Origin of the sequence: Streptomyces sp. P9(2023), from assembly GCF_032436795.1 — a bacterium.
Classification (GTDB): domain Bacteria; phylum Actinomycetota; class Actinomycetes; order Streptomycetales; family Streptomycetaceae; genus Streptomyces.
In genome coordinates this window covers 402,094-418,289 of record NZ_JAUPWM010000004.1, presented here as the reverse complement: position 1 = coordinate 418,289, position 16,196 = coordinate 402,094, and the positions used below count along the sequence as shown (strand labels likewise).

18 protein-coding genes are annotated in these 16,196 nt (G+C 70.8%); 8 read left to right on the top strand and 10 right to left on the bottom strand.

Annotated elements, in window-relative coordinates:
* The first annotated feature begins 75 nt into the window (after positions 1–75).
* From Q5762_RS09150 to Q5762_RS09140, 3 genes are all read left to right on the top strand, one after another.
* Positions 76–348 (top strand): hypothetical protein, encoded by a 273-nt coding sequence (locus Q5762_RS09150; RefSeq protein WP_315891490.1) that lies wholly within the window; start codon positions 76–78, stop codon positions 346–348.
* Between the two features lie 289 nt (positions 349–637).
* Positions 638–1,114, top strand: a complete 477-nt coding sequence (locus Q5762_RS09145) for a hypothetical protein (protein ID WP_315891489.1) — start codon at positions 638–640, stop codon at positions 1,112–1,114.
* A gap of 295 nt (positions 1,115–1,409) precedes the next feature.
* Positions 1,410–1,679, top strand: a complete 270-nt coding sequence (locus tag Q5762_RS09140; RefSeq protein ID WP_315891488.1) for a chaplin — start codon at positions 1,410–1,412, stop codon at positions 1,677–1,679.
* Positions 1,680–1,737: 58 nt separating this feature from the next.
* On the opposite strand, the gene Q5762_RS09135 is transcribed toward Q5762_RS09140, so the two are convergent.
* Together Q5762_RS09135 and Q5762_RS09130 are read right to left on the bottom strand one after the other, a co-directional pair.
* Entirely contained in the window at positions 1,738–2,604 is an 867-nt protein-coding gene (locus tag Q5762_RS09135) for a tyrosinase family protein (protein WP_315891487.1), read from the bottom strand.
* Positions 2,588–2,998, bottom strand: a complete 411-nt coding sequence (locus Q5762_RS09130) for a tyrosinase family oxidase copper chaperone (RefSeq protein WP_315891486.1) — start codon at positions 2,996–2,998, stop codon at positions 2,588–2,590. The genes Q5762_RS09135 and Q5762_RS09130 overlap by 17 nt, the downstream gene beginning before the upstream one ends.
* 151 nt (positions 2,999–3,149) lie before the next feature.
* Between Q5762_RS09130 and Q5762_RS09125 the strand changes: the two genes are divergently transcribed.
* Genes Q5762_RS09125 through Q5762_RS09115 form a run of 3 tightly spaced genes read left to right on the top strand, consistent with a single transcriptional unit; the run spans position 3,150 to position 5,363 of the window.
* Positions 3,150–3,653: a DUF5949 family protein gene (locus tag Q5762_RS09125; protein WP_315891485.1), complete on the top strand. Its 504-nt coding sequence runs from the start codon at positions 3,150–3,152 to the stop codon at positions 3,651–3,653.
* Positions 3,654–3,682: 29 nt separating this feature from the next.
* The gene (locus tag Q5762_RS09120; protein WP_315891484.1) at positions 3,683–4,327 is read left to right on the top strand and encodes a vitamin K epoxide reductase family protein; all 645 of its coding nucleotides are present in this window, start codon (positions 3,683–3,685) and stop codon (positions 4,325–4,327) included.
* Between the two features lies 1 nt (position 4,328).
* A complete protein-coding gene (locus tag Q5762_RS09115; protein ID WP_315891483.1) occupies positions 4,329–5,363 on the top strand; it encodes a glycosyl hydrolase in 1,035 nt (344 codons plus the stop codon).
* Positions 5,364–5,366: 3 nt separating this feature from the next.
* Here Q5762_RS09115 and Q5762_RS09110 read toward each other — a convergent pair whose 3' ends face one another.
* Complete coding sequence (locus Q5762_RS09110) at positions 5,367–6,068, bottom strand: hemolysin III family protein (RefSeq protein ID WP_315891482.1); 702 nt, start codon at positions 6,066–6,068, stop codon at positions 5,367–5,369.
* Positions 6,069–6,262: 194 nt separating this feature from the next.
* Between Q5762_RS09110 and Q5762_RS09105 the strand changes: the two genes are divergently transcribed.
* The gene (locus Q5762_RS09105; protein WP_315891481.1) at positions 6,263–8,110 is read left to right on the top strand and encodes a phosphoenolpyruvate carboxykinase (GTP); all 1,848 of its coding nucleotides are present in this window, start codon (positions 6,263–6,265) and stop codon (positions 8,108–8,110) included.
* A 133-nt stretch (positions 8,111–8,243) separates the two neighbouring features.
* Here the strand turns inward: Q5762_RS09105 and Q5762_RS09100 are convergent, their stop codons facing one another.
* The 7 genes from Q5762_RS09100 to Q5762_RS09070 form a co-directional block, all read right to left on the bottom strand.
* Positions 8,244–9,149, bottom strand: coding sequence for a poly-gamma-glutamate hydrolase family protein (locus Q5762_RS09100; RefSeq protein WP_315891480.1), 906 nt, complete (start codon positions 9,147–9,149; stop codon positions 8,244–8,246).
* An 87-nt stretch (positions 9,150–9,236) separates the two neighbouring features.
* Complete coding sequence (locus tag Q5762_RS09095; RefSeq protein ID WP_315891521.1) at positions 9,237–9,809, bottom strand: hypothetical protein; 573 nt, start codon at positions 9,807–9,809, stop codon at positions 9,237–9,239.
* Positions 9,810–9,816: 7 nt separating this feature from the next.
* Entirely contained in the window at positions 9,817–11,400 is a 1,584-nt protein-coding gene (locus Q5762_RS09090; RefSeq protein WP_315891479.1) for a VWA domain-containing protein, read from the bottom strand.
* On the bottom strand, positions 11,397–12,593 hold the full coding sequence (locus Q5762_RS09085) for a toxic anion resistance protein (RefSeq protein WP_315891478.1): 1,197 nt from the start codon (positions 12,591–12,593) through the stop codon (positions 11,397–11,399). The genes Q5762_RS09090 and Q5762_RS09085 overlap by 4 nt, the downstream gene beginning before the upstream one ends.
* Complete coding sequence (locus tag Q5762_RS09080) at positions 12,590–13,711, bottom strand: hypothetical protein (protein ID WP_315891477.1); 1,122 nt, start codon at positions 13,709–13,711, stop codon at positions 12,590–12,592. The genes Q5762_RS09085 and Q5762_RS09080 overlap by 4 nt, the downstream gene beginning before the upstream one ends.
* 145 nt (positions 13,712–13,856) lie before the next feature.
* Entirely contained in the window at positions 13,857–14,249 is a 393-nt protein-coding gene (locus tag Q5762_RS09075) for a hypothetical protein (protein WP_315891476.1), read from the bottom strand.
* Positions 14,250–14,375: 126 nt separating this feature from the next.
* Entirely contained in the window at positions 14,376–15,587 is a 1,212-nt protein-coding gene (locus tag Q5762_RS09070) for a pyridoxal phosphate-dependent aminotransferase (protein WP_315891475.1), read from the bottom strand.
* Positions 15,588–15,724: 137 nt separating this feature from the next.
* Here Q5762_RS09070 and Q5762_RS09065 point away from each other — a divergent pair, with 137 nt between their 5' ends.
* Positions 15,725–16,192 carry a hypothetical protein gene (locus tag Q5762_RS09065; protein ID WP_315891474.1) on the top strand — a complete coding sequence of 156 codons (468 nt, stop codon included), beginning with the start codon at positions 15,725–15,727 and terminating at the stop codon, positions 16,190–16,192.
* Positions 16,193–16,196: the final 4 nt, after the last annotated feature.

Genomic DNA, 16,196 nt, shown 5'->3' with positions numbered 1-16,196 from the left:
GAATCGGCCAAGAGGCCTGTACAGCAAGCGACTTGCTTGCACAGTGACGTGAAAAACAGAGGAAGGACTCCAGTCATGAAGCCCACCAAGGTTGCCGCCGTCGTCGCCGGTTCTGTGATGGCTCTGGGTGCCGCCGCGCCCGCCATGGCCGCCGAGATGACGCCCACCAGCCTGAACGGTGGCCTCTCGGCGCTCGCCAGCGAGGGCCTGAAGACGGACGCGCTGAGCAGCACCACGGACGGCTCCGTGGTCAAGACCGTCGGGGACACCGCGGGCCAGCTGAACCAGACGACCCAGAACGCCCCGCTGCTCGGCGGCGTCCCGGCGGGCCTCCCGCTGGGCGGCTGACGCGCCCTCAGCAACACAGCCCCACCGCACACCCGCGGTTCCGAGCCGTGTGGTCCCGGCTCCCGCAGCGTGCCGCTCCCGTGGCTGACCCCTCGCACCGACGAAGCGTCAACGAAGACCCCCACCCTCACCGGTGGGGGTCTTCCGCGTTGCTGCACACAGGCGAATTTCGCGACGTTCAGGGCGTCGGGCTCGTTCTCAGGGCGCAGTACCTCAGTACCGTCGACACCTGCTCTGAAGGGCCTACGCAGTCATGAATCTGCGCTCTCACGCCGGCATGGGAATCCTCATGACCGCTCTCGCCTCCGCGGCCATGGCGTCGCCCGCCGTCGCCGCCGACGCGCCGGTCGTCGTCCCGCTCCAGGGACTTGAGCCGGTGATCCCGATGGACGCCCCCACGGTGGCCACCGGGGTTCCGCTGCCCGTGCCGGGCGGTCCGACCGGCTTCCAGGAGGGGCAGTCCGGGCTGCTGCCGGACGTCACCCTGCCGCGGGTGCCGTTCACCAGCACGCTCCCGGCGACCGTCCTGGCCGCCGATCTGCCCGAGGTGATCGAGGGCAGTGAGCCGGGTCAGGCCCTGTTCACCACCCCCCGTTCGGAGATGGCGGCCGCCACCCCGGGTGCCACGGTCGGCAACCCGATCGTCGCGCCGCGCGGTGACCGGCTCGGGCTGCCGGACCTCGCCGTGCCGCAGGTCGGCGTCGTCGCCCCGGCGCTGCGCGGGGCGCTGGACTCGCAGCTGGGTCTGGCGCAGCCGACGGCCTGACGCCCGCGTTCGTTTTGTACGACCAATGACCCGGCGGGTGAAGGCACGATTCTTCCCCGCCACCCGAGGGGTCGTTGCTCGTTACAACTGAAGGCTGGTCGCATGGCCGTGGCCCGCAGTTCCCGGGCCCGTTCCGTCGTATCCGACGGCGGGCGGGCCCACCGGTTCTGCGGGCCTTCCCCCACCTTTTTCTCCCGTCCGGCCCAATGGCCGTGACCCGTGCGCCATTTCGGCGTTGAACGGGAATGTCGGCCGTGATTCTCGCGGTCACCTTTCCACGTCCAAGGAGTTCTTGATGTCTCGCATCGCGAAGGCTGCCGCTGTTCTCGCCGGCACGGGTGCCGTTGCCCTCAGCGGAGCCGGCATGGCCGTCGCCGACTCGGGCGCCCAGGGCGTCGCCGCCCACTCGCCCGGCGTCGCTTCGGGCAACGCCGTCCAGGTCCCGATCCACGTGCCGATCAACCTGTGCGGCAACACCGTCTCGGTCATCGGCCTGATCAACCCGGCGTTCGGCAACACCTGCGCGAACGTCGACGGCCGCGGTGACGGCGGCTACGGCGGCTGACGCTCGCCCCTCCCCTACGTGACGTCCCCCCGGCCCGTCGGCCGGGGGGACGTTCTCGTCATGCGTACCGGTAGATCGCGCTGTGGTCGAGCAGCGATGCCGGGGTGACGCCCCAGGGGCCCATCTTCTCGTCGCGGGCCGCGATCCGGCGGTACTGCGAATCGCCCAGCTGAGGCGGCTCGGTCGGGAGGTAGCCGGCCTTGGGGTTGCGCTGCTGCCAGCGTGACCAGACCCGGTCGACGAAGGAGTGGTGGAGCCAGAAGACCGGGTCGTTGACGGAGGCGCCGCCGAGCATCAGGCCGCCGACCCAGCGGTGCACCCGGTTGTGGATCCGGAACCGCTCGTTGCCCCGTCCCGGGGCCCAGCCCTCCAGCGCGTTGCGGAACCCGGACCGGCTCGTGGAGTTCCAGGGCTCCGCGTCGTAGACGGTCTCCCGCATGACCTCGTCCAGCTGTGCCTTCGTCGGCAGCGTGATCGGGTCCTGGGGGCGGCCGAAGTCCCTGGTCAGGAACTTGCCTTCGGTCATGCCGTGCTTGACCGTCCAGCGCCCGCCCGCGTAGGCGAAGGGGCCGGTCGTCACCTGGAGGTCGTCGGGGCGGCCGTTGCCGCCCATGAAGTCCTCGCTCCACAGGGATGCGGCCGGGGTGTCGTCCTGGGTCCAGTCCCAGTACGGGACGGTGACGGTCGGGTCGATCACGCGCAGAGCGCGCTCGAACTCCAGCAGGTACTTGCGGTGCCAGGGCAGGAAGCTGGGGGTCATGTGGGCGACGCGGAGGCGGTCGTCCCCGTCGGCGACGTAGTAGTCGATGTGCGTACGGACGAACTCGTCGTACGTGCCCCGGCGCTTGAGCTCCAGGACGGCGGAGACGAACTTCCTCCGCTCGGCGCTCGTCAGATCGCGCTGGTTCTTACGTGTGTAGGCCACGCGGGCTCCCTCCCGGATGGACGCCGTGGGCGGCGGCGTAGCGGGTCAGCGGGGCGGGCCCCAGCTCGTCCACGGCCGCGCGGGTGGCCGCCAGCGGTGTCGCATGGGACTCGTAGTGGTCGATGGGGGTGAGGTAGCCGCCGTCGGCGCGGCGCATCACATGGAGCGGGCGGCCGTCGACGAGGACGAGCAGGTCGCCGGAGGGTCCGGTCAGACCCCGGATGCGCCGGCCCCCGTACATCTCGTCGAAGGACTCGTCGGCGGATGGGCCGGAGGCGGCGCGGGCGTTCCGCTCGTCCGGGGTGGCGGCGATGCGGGCCAGGGTCCCGCCGGTGAAGGCGGCGACGGCCAGGGTGAAAAGTGACCGCAGTGCGACGCGGCGCGGGACGATCATGAATGGTCTCCAAGCGGTCGGAGAAATGCCCTCAGGGCACAACGATGGAATCCCGACTTCGTTGCGAGCGAAATGCCAGACGGTGGAATGTCGGCCGATCGAGTGAATTCGTTGCGGGTGTACGGTCGTTCGTCCCCTAGCATCCGGATGCATGACCACTCCTCACACCGTTTCCGCGGCGCGCAGCGACAATCCGCTGGGAACGCTCACCGTCGTTCCGTGGACCATCGGTCCCACCGCCGAGACCCCCGTCACCCCCTTTCTGATGGTGTATTCGCTCGGGGACGGCCGTGACGGACCCGAGGCCGGCGAGGAAGCGATGCGGGCCGCCCTGGACGGCATGGGCCTGTCGATCGGGGAGCGGGTCGTCGACGCCGCCGTCGAGCGCGGGACCGGTGCCCATCTGCTCGTCGAGGCCCAGCGGGCCGTGCTCACGATGCCGTTCATGAAGGCGCAGTGCCCGGTCCCCGCGGAGTGGGAGGCGGCCGCCAAGGAGAACGGGCACGTCTTCCTGATCTGCTCGGTCCGCCCCTGGCCGGACGCCGTGCCCGGTGAGCCGGTCTCCGAGCAGAAGCTGAAGTCCTTCGTCACCGACGACCAGGTCGTGGCGGCCGCCGCGCACGTCCGGCTGCCGGTGCGGCGGCTGCAGGGCTGAGCGGAGTCGAGGGGAGAGGGGGTGGCGGTATGGCGACGGTGAACGTACGCGGCGGAGTGCCGGGGCAGCGGCAGGAGGACGCCCCGGAGACCGTCGGGACGGTCGGCGCGAGCCGGGCGCTCGGGCTGCTGCTCGTGATCACCGGGGCGGCCGGGGTGCTGGCCGGCTGGGTGATCACGATCGACAAGTTCAAGCTCCTGGAGGACCCGAACTTTCAGCCGGGGTGCAGCCTCAACCCGGTGGTGTCCTGCGGGAACATCATGAAGAGCGAGCAGGCGGCGGTGTTCGGCTTCCCGAACCCGATGCTCGGCCTCGTGACGTACGCGATGGTCGTGGCGATCGGCGCCGGGGTACTGGCCGGGGCCCGCTACCGGGGCTGGTTCTGGCTCGGGCTCAACGCCGGGATGCTCTTCGGCGTCGGGTTCTGCACCTGGCTGATGTACCAGTCGCTGTACGAGATCAACGCGCTCTGCCTGTGGTGCTGCCTCGCCTGGGTCGGCACCCTCGTCATGTTCTGGTACGTGACCTCGCACAACGTCCGTACGGGCGTGCTGCCGGCGCCCGCCGCCGTGAAGGGGTTCTTCGAGGAGTTCACCTTCGCGCTGCCGGTGCTGCACATCGGGATCATCGGGATGCTGATCCTGACCCGATGGTGGGACTTCTGGACCAGCTGACGTGACCCTCTTCTCCTGGCCGCGGGCCGCACTGACCGTGCTGCTCGCGGCCGTTCTCGCGCTCGTCGTCCTGCCGGGCGGCCGGATCGCGCCCGGGGGTTCCGTACCGGGGTCGGAGGCCGAGGTCGAGTCCCCGGTCACCCCCCGCCCCGAGCGCTTGAACGTTCCTTCCGGGTTCTTCACCGGCTCCGACGCGACCGGGGTGGCGCGGATCGCCGAGGTGCAGCGCTGGCTCGGCGGCGGGTCGCTGACCGTCGGGCACACCTACCTCCCCGGCGACCGGTGGTCCAACATCGAGGGCCATCCCGCGCTCTTCGAGCCGTGGGCGCGGTGGAAGGAGGAGCGGCCGGGGCGGCTCTTCGTCCTGAACGTGCCGCTGCTCGACCGCAGCGAGGCGGGGCTGCCGGACGACGAGGTCCGGGCGGGGCTGCGGCGCGGGGCGGCGGGCGCGTACGACGCTCACTTCCGCACGCTGGGGGAGCGGCTGGTCGCGAACCGGCTCTCCGACGCGGTCCTGGTCCTGGGCTGGGAGATGAACGGCACCACCTACAGCCATCGCTGCGGGCCGGATCCCGAGGCCTGGAAGGCGTACTGGAAGCGGGTCGTGGGGGTGCTGCGGGGGGTGCCGGGGCAGCGGTTCCGGTTCGACTTCACGGCGAGCCGGGGGCGGGACGCCGTGGAGTGGCCGCGCTGCTACCCGGGCGACGCGTACGTCGACATCATCGGGCTCGACGCCTACGACCAGCCCGAGGGGCTCGGGTTCGAGGAGCAGGTGACGGAGGAGTTCGGGCTCGCGCACCATGTGCGGTTCGCGGCGGCGCACGGCAAGCCCGTCTCGTATCCGGAGTGGGGGCTCTTCCGCAACGGCGACAACCCGGCGTACGTACGGGGGATGCTCGACTGGTTCGCGCGGTACCGGCCGGTCTACCAGACGTTCACGGACTACTGCCCCCACGGGGTGTGGGGGTGCGCGGACAATCCGGAGTCGGGCGAGGTGGTCAGGGGCGCGCTGGGGGCGGTCCCGGGTGGCCGGTGAGGTTCACGCGTTGTAGGCGACCAGCGAGATGCCGACGTAGTGGACGATGAAGGCCGCGAGGGTGAAGGAGTGGAAGACCTCGTGGAAGCCGAACCAGCGCGGGGACGGGTTCGGGCGCTTGATGCCGTAGATGACTCCGCCCGCGCTGTAGAGCAGGCCGCCGACGATCACCAGGACGAGGACGGCGATGCCGCCGGCCCGCATGAAGTCGGGCAGGAAGAAGACGGCGGCCCAGCCCATGGCGATGTAGCAGGGCGTGTACAGCCAGCGAGGGGCGCCGACCCAGAAGACCCGGAAGGCGATGCCCGCGGCGGCCGCCGCCCAGACCGCCCACATGAGCGGGCGCCCGGTCGAGTCGGGGAGGAGCAGCAGCGTCAGCGGGGTGTAGGTACCCGCGATGATCAGGAAGATGTTGGCGTGGTCGAGCCGCCGCAGGATCGCCTCGCCGCGCGGTCCCCAGTCGCCGCGGTGGTAGAGCGCGCTGGTGCCGAAGAGCAGGCAGGCGGTGAGGACGTACACACCGCAGGCGATCCGGGCCCGGGGTGAGTCGGAGAGGGCGACGAGGACGAGGCCCGCGATGATCACCGCGGGGAACATCCCGGCGTGCAGCCACCCTCGGAGTCGTGGCTTCAGCCCATGCGACGGCTGGGACGGGGTGGGCTCTGTACGGGTCACGTCCGGCACGTCCGGCGCGGCAGAAGTCATGAAGCGATGCTACCTACGCCCCCGTAGGTCGCGGATATGAGTGGCGATGCTCACGTGTGCGGCCCTCTGGACATATGGGCGCATGCGTCGGATGATCAAATGAGTGTGGTCGGCACCGGATGAGCAGCTACGACGCATCCGGGTCGCAGCCCCCACGGGGCAGACATCTAAAAACCCCTCATCAAGGAGCAATCGTGGCGCGCGACAACGCGGCTCCCACCACCGCCGTCCCCACCCAGCACCAGGACCTGGTCGCCTGGGTGAACGAGATCGCCGAGATCACGCAGCCGGACCGGATCGTCTGGTGCGACGGATCCGAGGCCGAGTACGAGCGCCTGTGCGAGGAGCTCGTCGCCAAGGGCACGTTCAAGAAGCTCGACCCCACGCTGCGCCCGAACTCGTACTACGCCGCCTCCGACCCGACCGACGTCGCGCGCGTCGAGGACCGGACCTTCATCTGCTCCGAGAAGGAGGAGGACGCGGGCCCGACGAACCACTGGAAGGCTCCGGCGGAGATGAAGGCCATCTTTACCGGAGAAGGAAACAGTTTCGCGGGTGAGCAGGGGATCTTCCGTGGCTCCATGCGCGGCCGCACCATGTACGTCGTGCCCTTCTGCATGGGCCCGCTCGGCTCGGAGCTCTCCGCCATCGGCGTCGAGATCACCGACTCCGCGTACGTCGCCGTCTCCATGCGCACCATGACCCGCATGGGACAGGCCGTCCTGGACGAGCTCGGCACCGACGGCTTCTTCGTCAGGGCCGTCCACACCCTCGGCGCCCCGCTGGCGGAGGGCGAGGCCGACGTGCCGTGGCCGTGCAACTCCACCAAGTACATCTCGCACTTCCCCGAGAGCCGCGAGATCTGGTCGTACGGCTCCGGCTACGGCGGCAACGCCCTGCTCGGCAAGAAGTGCTACGCGCTGCGCATCGCCTCCGTCATGGCGCGTGACGAGGGCTGGCTCGCCGAGCACATGCTGATCCTCAAGCTCACCCCGCCGCAGGGCGAGTCGAAGTACGTCGCCGCCGCCTTCCCGTCCGCCTGTGGCAAGACCAACCTCGCCATGCTGGAGCCCACGATCTCCGGCTGGACCGTCGAGACCATCGGTGACGACATCGCCTGGATGCGGTTCGGCGAGGACGGCCGCCTCTACGCGATCAACCCCGAGGCCGGTTTCTTCGGCGTCGCGCCCGGCACCGGCGAGCACACCAACGCCAACGCCATGAAGACCCTGTGGGGCAACTCCGTCTTCACCAACGTCGCGCTCACCGACGACGGCGACGTGTGGTGGGAGGGCATGACCGAAGAGGCGCCCAAGCACCTCGTCGACTGGAAGGGCAACGACTGGACCCCGGAGTCGGAGACCCCGGCGGCCCACCCGAACGCCCGCTTCACCGTCCCGGCCGGGCAGTGCCCGATCATCGCGCCGGAGTGGGAGGACCCGAAGGGCGTGCCGATCTCGGCGATCCTCTTCGGCGGCCGCCGCGCCTCCGCCGTCCCGCTGGTCACCGAGTCCTTCGACTGGAACCACGGTGTCTTCCTCGGCGCGAACGTCGCCTCAGAGAAGACCGCCGCCGCCGAGGGCAAGGTCGGCGAGCTGCGCCGCGACCCGTTCGCCATGCTGCCGTTCTGCGGCTACAACATGGGCGACTACATGGCGCACTGGATCAAGGTCGGAGCCAACGCGGACGCCGCGAAGCTGCCGAAGATCTACTACGTCAACTGGTTCCGCAAGAACGACGCCGGCAAGTTCGTCTGGCCCGGCTTCGGCGAGAACAGCCGCGTCCTGAAGTGGATCGTGGAGCGCCTGGACGGCAAGGCCGAGGGCGTCGAGACCCCCATCGGCATCCTGCCGACCGCCGACGCGCTCGACACCGACGGCCTGGAGCTGCCGGCGGAGGACCTGGAGTTCCTGCTCAAGGTCGACCGTGACGTCTGGCGCGAGGAGGCCGCCCTGGTCCCCGAGCACCTCAACACCTTCGGCGACCACACGCCGAAGGAGCTGTGGGACGAGTACCGCGCGCTGGTCGAGCGCCTGGGCTAGCCACCAGCACCGCAGACTCGTGGCCGGGTCGCCCCGAACACCGCCCTGACCAGTGGGGTCACGAACGGCCCGCCACGATGCACACCGGCCCCCGAAGCCCCCTCACGGCTCCGGGGGCCGGTGCATGTGCGGATCAGAGCAGCGGCTGACCGGCCTCGACCGTCTCGACGGCCCTGCGGCAGGCGTCGCGGAACTTCACGAACTCGCCGTTCCAGCTGCTCGCCCGGCCGCCGCGGCTGTCGGGGTCGTCGAACAGGCTCTTGCGCAGCTCGGTGGTGAGCTCCAGCTGCGCGCCCATGCCCAGCATCGTCTTGTTGCAGGGGTTCGCGACGTGGTCGCCGTTGTACTCCGTGAGCAGCGTCGCCCAGGCCGGGGCGAGGGAGTCGATCGCCGGGAAGCCCGCCGCGTTCAGCTCCTGCACCAGCGCCGTACGGAAGGTCTTGTTGAGGCCGCCGACCACGGCCATCCGCCGGTCGCCGGTCGGCGGGTAGGTGGCGGTGGGCAGCTTCAGCTGGTCGAACGTACAGCCGTGCAGGCTGAGGACGTTGAGATGGCTCGCCGCCGTCGACAGGGCGACGTGGTCGTCGCAGTTCTTCGAGGTGACGTGCAGGTCCCGGTTGCCGGCCGAGAGCAGGCCCTCGAACATCCAGTAGTCGTGCACGGTCGGCAGGACCGGGGCGCCGGCCGCGTCGCCCGGGCTGTATCCGGCGATGCCCAGGCAGAGTTCGCTGGTGCCGATCTCGATGCCACCGCCGTGCAGGGCGAGGATCGCGGTGCGCCGGACCGGCGCGAGGGTGGTCATCGAGGTGTCGAACTGTTCGTGGCGGCGGAAGCGGCGGCTGAAGGTGGTGCCTTCCTGGCCGGCCAGCTGCTGGTACAGGGCGGTGTTCGAGGGGTACTCGACCTCCGCAGCGTTCGCCGGTGCGGCGGTGGCCAGTTGGGCGAGCAGCGGGGAGCCCGCGGTCGCCGCCGCGGCCAGGGCCGTGAGGACCGTGCGGCGGGAGGCGGAACGCGGTGCGGAAGGATGATCCGTAGTCATGGCCGGAAGATAACCGATCGTGAGGGTGGTTGCGGATCTTCCCCCCGGTCTTCGTGACGCGAGCACGGCGTGCGTGACCCCTGCAGGTCAGGACTTGCCGCGCTCCTCCAGGTAGCGGGTGTGCGCCTCCTGCCGGATCGCCTCCGCGTCCTGGAGGGCGGCCGCGATCCGCCCGGCCTCCTCGTGGAGCGCGGACAGCTGCCGTTCGAGATGGCGCTCGGGCGGCTCGGAGCCCGGCGCGACCCGGCTCCACCAGCGCGTCCGTACGAAGGTGTCCACCGCCTCCGGAACGTCCTGCCGCACCGCGCGGGCCAGCATGTGCAGGTGGTCCGGGTCGCTCACCCAGCCCGGTTCGAGGAGCGCCTCGAAGAGCGTGTCCAGCTCGCTGAGACGGCCGGCCGCGGCCGGCGGCAGCTCGACCTCGGCGAGGTACGCGCGCAGGGTCGTGAAGTCCGACCGCAGCGCGTCCAACTGCTCCGCCGCGTCCGGGAACGCCGGGGCCGGCGGCCGCTCGGGCGGGGCGATCAGCGCCCCCGCCGCATACAGGGCCACGACGATCACGGGCCAGAGCGAACCGGCCGCTCCGGTGAAGGAGAGGACGATGCCGGCGATGCCGCAGGCGCTGCCGGTGAGGTTCTTGCGGGATTCGAGGTACCGCATGACCGGATTACTGGTAGCCACGGATCTCCTCGAAGGCTCCGTCGAGCGAGCCGGTGGTGGCGTCGAAGAGCCGGCCGCCGGTGAGGCTCGCGATGTGGTCGAGGGCGGTGCGGTCGGAGTCCCCGAAGAGGATCGGGAAGACCGGGGTCCGCTTCTGCGCGGGCGGCAGATCACGGTAGAAGGCGTCGAACGCGCCGGCCGGGTCGCCGTCGGTGTTCTCGCCGTCCGTCATCAGCACGATCGAGGTGAACGAGTCGCCCTCGGGGCCGAGTTGGTCGTACGCCTCCTTCAGGGAGGAGTAGATCGCCGTGCCGCCCGAGGCGGTCAGCCCGTTGGCCTGGGCGCGCATCGCGCCGATGGCCTTCTTCGGGGCGGCCGGGTCGACCGTGTACGTCCGTACCTCGTTCTGCTTCACCGCCGAGCCGAAGGGCATCAGGGTGACCGTCTCGCGGTCCCGGAAGTCCCCGGTCAGCTCGGCGAGCGCCGACCTGAGCCGCTGGAGCCGCTCACCTTGCATGGAGCCGGAGGTGTCGAGGACGTAGACCGTACGGGAGGGGCGGCGGAGCTTGTTCTCGTACGCGTCGAGGAGGCCGTCCGCCACGGCGCGGCTGCCGGGGAACGGCAGTTCGCGGCGCTGGTCGGCGGTGAGCGGCTGGGCGAGCTCCACGCCCGGGACGACCGGGCGGCGCAGCGTCCGGTTGGTGATCAACCGCTGGGCGGCCGGGGTACGGAGATGGGTGGTGAGGCGGGCGGCGGCCTGCTTGGCGTCCGGGCTCGCCGTGGTGAGCAGGGTGAACGGGTAGTCGGCGGTGACGACGCCGTCGGCGGGGCGGACGACCGTGATGTCCTTGCCCATGCCGAGCAGCACCGACTCGTAGTTGATCAGCGCGTCGACGTCCGTGCGGCGCGACCAGGCGGTGGCCAGCCAGCCGGAGGAGCCGGAGGTCAGCTGCTGTCCGCCGAAGAACTCCTTGAGCTTCGGGGTGGCCGCGGTGACGTCCTGCTCGGTGAGCGCCGACTGCGCACCGGAGAGGCCCGAGGCGATCGAGACGAGCGCGGAGAAACCGGAGTTGGAGCGGGCCGGGTCGGTCATGCCGTACCCGAGCTTCTTCATCGCGACGGCCTTGTGGATCTGCGACCAGGTGACCTTGGCCGGGTCCCAGCCGAGCTTCCGCACCGCGTCCGGGCGGAGGCCGAGGGCGACCGGGGAGGTCATGACCGGGGTCTCGCCGGTGATCTTCTTCGCGGTATCGGGGCGCAGCCGCAGGTAGTCGTTGGAGGAGAGCCAGACCGCGTCGTACGACTTCTCCGCCGCGCCGGACGCGATCTGGTCGACGGCGTCGAGCGTGCCGACGTACGTGGGCTCGACGGTGACCCCGGTCGTCTTCCTGGCCTCTTCGAGGACCGGCTCCATGTCCGAGAGCTCGGAGGAGGCGAGGACGCGGAGGGTGTAGGGGGAGCCGGCGTCGTCGCCGCCGCCCGTACCGCCGCCGCTGCTCCCGCTCTCCCCGCCCCCGTCGGTGCAGGCGGCCAGGGTCAGGGCGGCGAGGAGGGCGACGGCCGAGGTGGCCCGACGGCGGAAGGATCTCATTCCAGGCCGCCTTCCAGCGCGCTCGTGCGGCGGGTGCGGTCCAGATACGCACCGGCCGTCCGGAGTTCGTTGGTCAGGGACTCCACCGTCGCCGCCATCGACTCGGTCGCCTGCACCTTGTACGTGTCGATCGCGTCGAGCGTCCGGTAGATCTGCTGGAACGCGTTGCGCAGCGTCTCCGCGCCCACCGCCGGGTCCGCCGCGATACGCTGGATCTCGCCGCTCTGGGTCGCCAGCATCTCCGCGTTGCCGCGGATCAGGTCCTCGGTCGTCGAGCGGAGCACGTTGACCTGCTCGGCCACCTTGCGCTGGTTCTCCAGCGCGGAGGAGAGCATGACCGCGATGCGCAGCGCCGAGACCGTGGTCGTCGCCGCCCGGTCGACGCCCTTGATCAGCTCGTCGTTGTTGCGCCGGACCACGTCCATCGCCAGGTATCCCTGTGCGCAGACGGCGAGTTGGGTCAGCAGGTCCTGGTGCTTCTGGCGGACCGGGAAGAGCACGTCGGAGCGGAGCGCGTCCGCCGCGGCGGGGTCCGGGGTCAGCGCGATGCGCTCCTCGACGGCCGCGTCGAGGGCCTCGGTGAGGACCGCGTACTCCTGCAGCTTGCCCATGGTCTCCCAGAGCCGGCCCCGCTCGGTCTGCAACGCCGCGTTGTCGCGCCGCAGTTCGTCCTGGCCGCCCCGGAGCGTACTGACGATCTTCGTCAACGTGCCCTGCGAGGAGGCGTACTTGGCGACGTGGTCGCGCAGCTTGTTGCCGCCGGGCAGCCTGGACAGGAACTTCCGCGGCCCCTTGGTGTCCCGCGGGTCGAGGTCCTCGACGGTGCGGCGCAGCTCCACGAGCGAGGAGCCGACCCGGGACTGCGCGTCACCGCCGGCCTCCTTCAGCGAGCGGACCGTGCGGTCGAGCATGCGGTTGGACTGGGCGGCCGCGCTGCGCATCTCGCCGGCCCCGAGCGCGGCGATCTCCCCGATACGGCCGGCGAACTCGGGCGAGCGGGTGTCGAGCCCGGCGAGCGAGTCGACGTACTCGACCGCGCGCCGGCTCATCTCCGTACGGACGGACTCGTCCAGCGGGACGAGCCCCGAGGCCTGCTCGGCGCGGACCGGCGGCACCGGCTCCGGTGGCGTCAGGACCAGCTGCGCGGTGGCCGGGTCGTGGGGCGTGCTGATGCGAGGGTCGGGCGTGGTCATGCGGTGTCCCCCTGGTCACGGGCCCGCAGCGCCATCTCGTGCAGCACCTGGCTGGTGGGCACGGGCGCCTGGCGGACCCCGGTCAGTGTCTGGTTGATGCGGTCCCCGAGATCGGCGGTCGCGGCCGTGAACTCGGAGCCGGCGCCCTGCGGACGGAAGCCGTGGCGGACCGCCAGCTCACGCAACTCCGGGTCGTTGGTGAGGAGTTCACCGAGTTCCCGACCGCTGTCGGTGAGCGGTACGACGGTGTGGTCGCTGATCACGGTGGTGTCCGGGTAGAGCACCACGAGGTCGCCCATCTGCCGCTTCGCGAGGAGCTGGGAGGTGACCTGGGACTCGTACACGAGCACCAGCTGGTTGCCGACGCCGCTGATGAAGTCGCGGAACGGCGCGTCGGAGCTGGACTGCTGGGCCCCCTGGACCTGGATCAGCTTGCGCAGCAGCGGCGCCGTGCGGTTCACGGCCGCCTTGTCGCCGGCCACCCTGCCGCCGTCGGCGACGAAGCTCGCGGCGGCGAGGTAGAGCGCGCCGGAGTTCGAGGCGATGGGGTCGGTCGAGGTGATGAAGACCGTGCCGCTCAGTTCCGGCCGGCCTGCCGATCCCTTGAGCTGCTGCCAGGTCCGGTCGGCCTTGGCGGCCTTCAGGTACGGCTTCATTCGCAGGGTGCCGGTCTGGCCCCCCTTGGCGAACGCGACCAGCCCGTTGTCGGCGAGGACCTCGGCGGCGCCCCGGTGGGCGACGACGACCAGCGGCGAGTAGAAGGGCCGCAGCGCGGCCGCCTTCACGCCGTTCTTGGCCCGCAGCTCGTCGGCGGGTGCCTTGGCGGACGGGAACGCGAAGTCATAGCCCTTGAGGGGCAGTTCCTCCATGTCCCAGGACCCGGAGGTCTCCGTCCGTACGGTGAAGCCCTCGTCGGCCAGGGCCTTCACGACCTTCGGGTCGGCGAAGAACTCCGCCTTCTCCGACCCGATCACTCCTCGCACGGTCTTCGTTGCCGTGCTCGTGTCCTTGTCGCCGCCCACCACGAAGACGGCGGCCACGCCGCCCAGGAGCAGGACGGCCAGGACGATTCCCAGGATGCGTCTCACGAGGTGCAGATTGCTCGCGGAACCCCACATTCCAGGGGGAGTTGGGTGTACGAAGGGTTAAGTGGTGATCCCGGTACGGAACCGGAGTGCCCGTGGACTGGCCTGTGGGGGCGGAGAGTTGGCGGTGTGGGTGGCACCCGGCCCGCGCGGCGGTGACGCGCGCGGACCGGGGCCGTCAGGGGGTGGTGGCCAGCTCGGCCGCGGCCAGCGCCGCCGTGTGCGCGTCCATGCGCTCGGCGGCGAGGATCGCGGCGGCCGTGTCGGCCCGGGAGGCGGCGACGACCAGGGCGCGGCCCGCGAGGGCGTGCGCGCGCCGGTGCAGCGAGGGGGTGTTCGAGCCGCTCAGTCCGGCGTGCCGGGCGGGCGGCGCGCCGCGCAGCCGCGCGACCTGCCGGGCGACGAGATCGCCGGCCTCCGCGTCGCCCAGCTCGTCCGTGACGGCGAGCAGGGCGGCGAGGTGTCCGGCGAGCTGGATGTCCAGCTCCTCCTCGCGGGAGCGGTGCGGGTACGCGTTCTGGTCGTCGTCGGCCATCCGGTGGACCGACTTCGTGCGGATCGGCTCGTACATGGGGGATGGCCTCCTGAGGTGTCTCTGGAGCCATCCTAGCTTAGATTCAATCTAAAGTTGAGTATGGTCTTACGGTGTCGGCGACCGAGCCGCGGCTGATGCCGGCGGTGACCGTCCCGTCCGCGGCTAGTGCTGGCTGTAGCCGTCCAGGAAGGTGCCGATCCGGGTCACCGCGTCCGCCAGATCCTTGGCGTTCGGCAGCGTGACGATCCGGAAGTGGTCCGGCTCGTGCCAGTTGAAGCCGGTGCCGTGCACCACCATGATCTTCTCGGCCCGCAGCAGGTCCAGGACCATCTGACGGTCGTCCTTGACCTTGTAGACGCTCGGGTCGAGGCGCGGGAAGAGGTACAGCGCGCCCTTCGGCTTCACACAGGTCACGCCCGGGATCTGCGTCAGCAGGTCGTACGCCACGTCCCGCTGCTCCAGGAGCCGCCCGCCCGGCAGCACCAGGTCCTCGATCGACTGCCGGCCCTGCAGGGCGGCGGCCACCGCGTGCTGCGCCGGCATGTTGGCGCACAGCCGCATGTTGGCGAGGATCGTCAGGCCCTCGATGTACGAGGAGGCGTGGGCCTTCGGGCCGCAGACCGCGAGCCAGCCGGAGCGGAAGCCGGCCACCCGGTAGTTCTTGCTCATCCCGTTGAAGGTGAGGACGAGCAGATCGGGGGCGACGGCGGCGGTGGGGGTGTGCGTGGCGCCGTCGTAGAGGATCTTGTCGTAGATCTCGTCCGAGCAGACGACCAGGTTGTGCCGGCGGGCGATCTCGGTGAGGGAGCGCAGCATCTCGTCGTCGTAGACGGCGCCGGTGGGGTTGTTCGGGTTGATGATCACGATCGCCTTGGTGCGGTCGGTGATCTTCCGCTCGATGTCGGCGAGGTCCGGCATCCAGTCCGCCTGCTCGTCGCAGCGGTAATGCACGGCCGTGCCGCCGGCCAGCGAGACCGAGGCGGTCCACAGCGGGTAGTCCGGGGCGGGGACGAGCACCTCGTCGCCGTCGTCGAGCAGCGCCTGCATCGACATCTGGATCAGCTCGGAGACGCCGTTGCCGAGGTAGATGTCCTCGACGGAGAGCGGGATGCCCTTGGTCTCGTAGTGGCTCATCACCGCGCGGCGGGCGGCGAGCAGGCCCTTCGCGTCGCCGTAACCGTGCGCGCCGGAGAGGTTGCGCAGGACGTCCTCAAGGATCGCCGGCGGGCACTCGAAGCCGAACGCGGCCGGGTTTCCGGTGTTGAGCTTGAGGATGCGATGACCGGCAGCCTCCAGCCGCATCGCCTCTTCGAGCACCGGGCCCCGGATTTCGTAACAGACGTTGGCGAGCTTCGTGGACTGGATCACCTGCATGTCGAGAGCTTACGGCGGGGTGGCGGGAGGCGCCTCGTGTTTTGGGACACGTCGGGCGGAATCGGGGTGGGTGGGCGTTCGTCCGGAATGTGACCTGGCTCGATCTCCTGGTCCCCGGCTCCCTAGAATTCGCCGCTATGAGCAACGAGGAGGGCGCCACGGGGCGTCGCCGACGGCATGCGTCGGCGCGGCGCGGCGGGAGTGCGCGGTGGGCGCTCGTCGTCGGCGGGGGTGCTGTCGGGCTCGGGCTCCTGGTCGCGGTCGTCGCCGGGGCCTTCCACACCGGGGAGACCGGCGCGCCGCCCGAGGGAGACGATGGTCGCCCGGGGCTCCCGTCGCTGATCCAGGCCGATCCCTCGGGCGAGGCGGAGCCGGGTGACGAGGGGGAGGCGACCGGGGCGCCGCGGCCCAGCGCCCCGGCGGGCACGGGCGCCACGACGACACCGGCTCACCCGAGCGCCGCGACTCCGTCGGGGGCCCTGACCGGGTCGCCCGCCGTCACGCCTGATGGCTCCGGGGCGGGCTCCGATGCGGCCTCCGACGAGGAGTCGGGGAAGCCGGGGAAGTCGGGCTCGGCCCCGGGGGCGTCGAAGCGTCCCAGGTAGGTTG

Bases quoted from the DNA above. Each gene is read 5' to 3' on its own strand.
- Q5762_RS09070 (WP_315891475.1), bottom strand. From the start codon at position 15,587: ATGCAGGTGATCCAGTCCACGAAGCTCGCCAACGTCTGTTACGAAATC.
- Q5762_RS09090 (WP_315891479.1), bottom strand. From the start codon at position 11,400: ATGAGATCCTTCCGCCGTCGGGCCACCTCGGCCGTCGCCCTCCTCGCC.
- Q5762_RS09080 (WP_315891477.1), bottom strand. From the start codon at position 13,711: ATGTGGGGTTCCGCGAGCAATCTGCACCTCGTGAGACGCATCCTGGGA.
- Q5762_RS09125 (WP_315891485.1), top strand. From the start codon at position 3,150: ATGACCACTCCTCACACCGTTTCCGCGGCGCGCAGCGACAATCCGCTG.
- Q5762_RS09085 (WP_315891478.1), bottom strand. From the start codon at position 12,593: ATGACCACGCCCGACCCTCGCATCAGCACGCCCCACGACCCGGCCACC.
- Q5762_RS09075 (WP_315891476.1), bottom strand. From the start codon at position 14,249: ATGTACGAGCCGATCCGCACGAAGTCGGTCCACCGGATGGCCGACGAC.
- Q5762_RS09140 (WP_315891488.1), top strand. From the start codon at position 1,410: ATGTCTCGCATCGCGAAGGCTGCCGCTGTTCTCGCCGGCACGGGTGCC.
- Q5762_RS09065 (WP_315891474.1), top strand. From the start codon at position 15,725: ATGAGCAACGAGGAGGGCGCCACGGGGCGTCGCCGACGGCATGCGTCG.
- Q5762_RS09130 (WP_315891486.1), bottom strand. From the start codon at position 2,998: ATGATCGTCCCGCGCCGCGTCGCACTGCGGTCACTTTTCACCCTGGCC.
- Q5762_RS09145 (WP_315891489.1), top strand. From the start codon at position 638: ATGACCGCTCTCGCCTCCGCGGCCATGGCGTCGCCCGCCGTCGCCGCC.
- Q5762_RS09110 (WP_315891482.1), bottom strand. From the start codon at position 6,068: ATGACTTCTGCCGCGCCGGACGTGCCGGACGTGACCCGTACAGAGCCC.
- Q5762_RS09120 (WP_315891484.1), top strand. From the start codon at position 3,683: ATGGCGACGGTGAACGTACGCGGCGGAGTGCCGGGGCAGCGGCAGGAG.
- Q5762_RS09095 (WP_315891521.1), bottom strand. From the start codon at position 9,809: ATGCGGTACCTCGAATCCCGCAAGAACCTCACCGGCAGCGCCTGCGGC.
- Q5762_RS09100 (WP_315891480.1), bottom strand. From the start codon at position 9,149: ATGACTACGGATCATCCTTCCGCACCGCGTTCCGCCTCCCGCCGCACG.
- Q5762_RS09150 (WP_315891490.1), top strand. From the start codon at position 76: ATGAAGCCCACCAAGGTTGCCGCCGTCGTCGCCGGTTCTGTGATGGCT.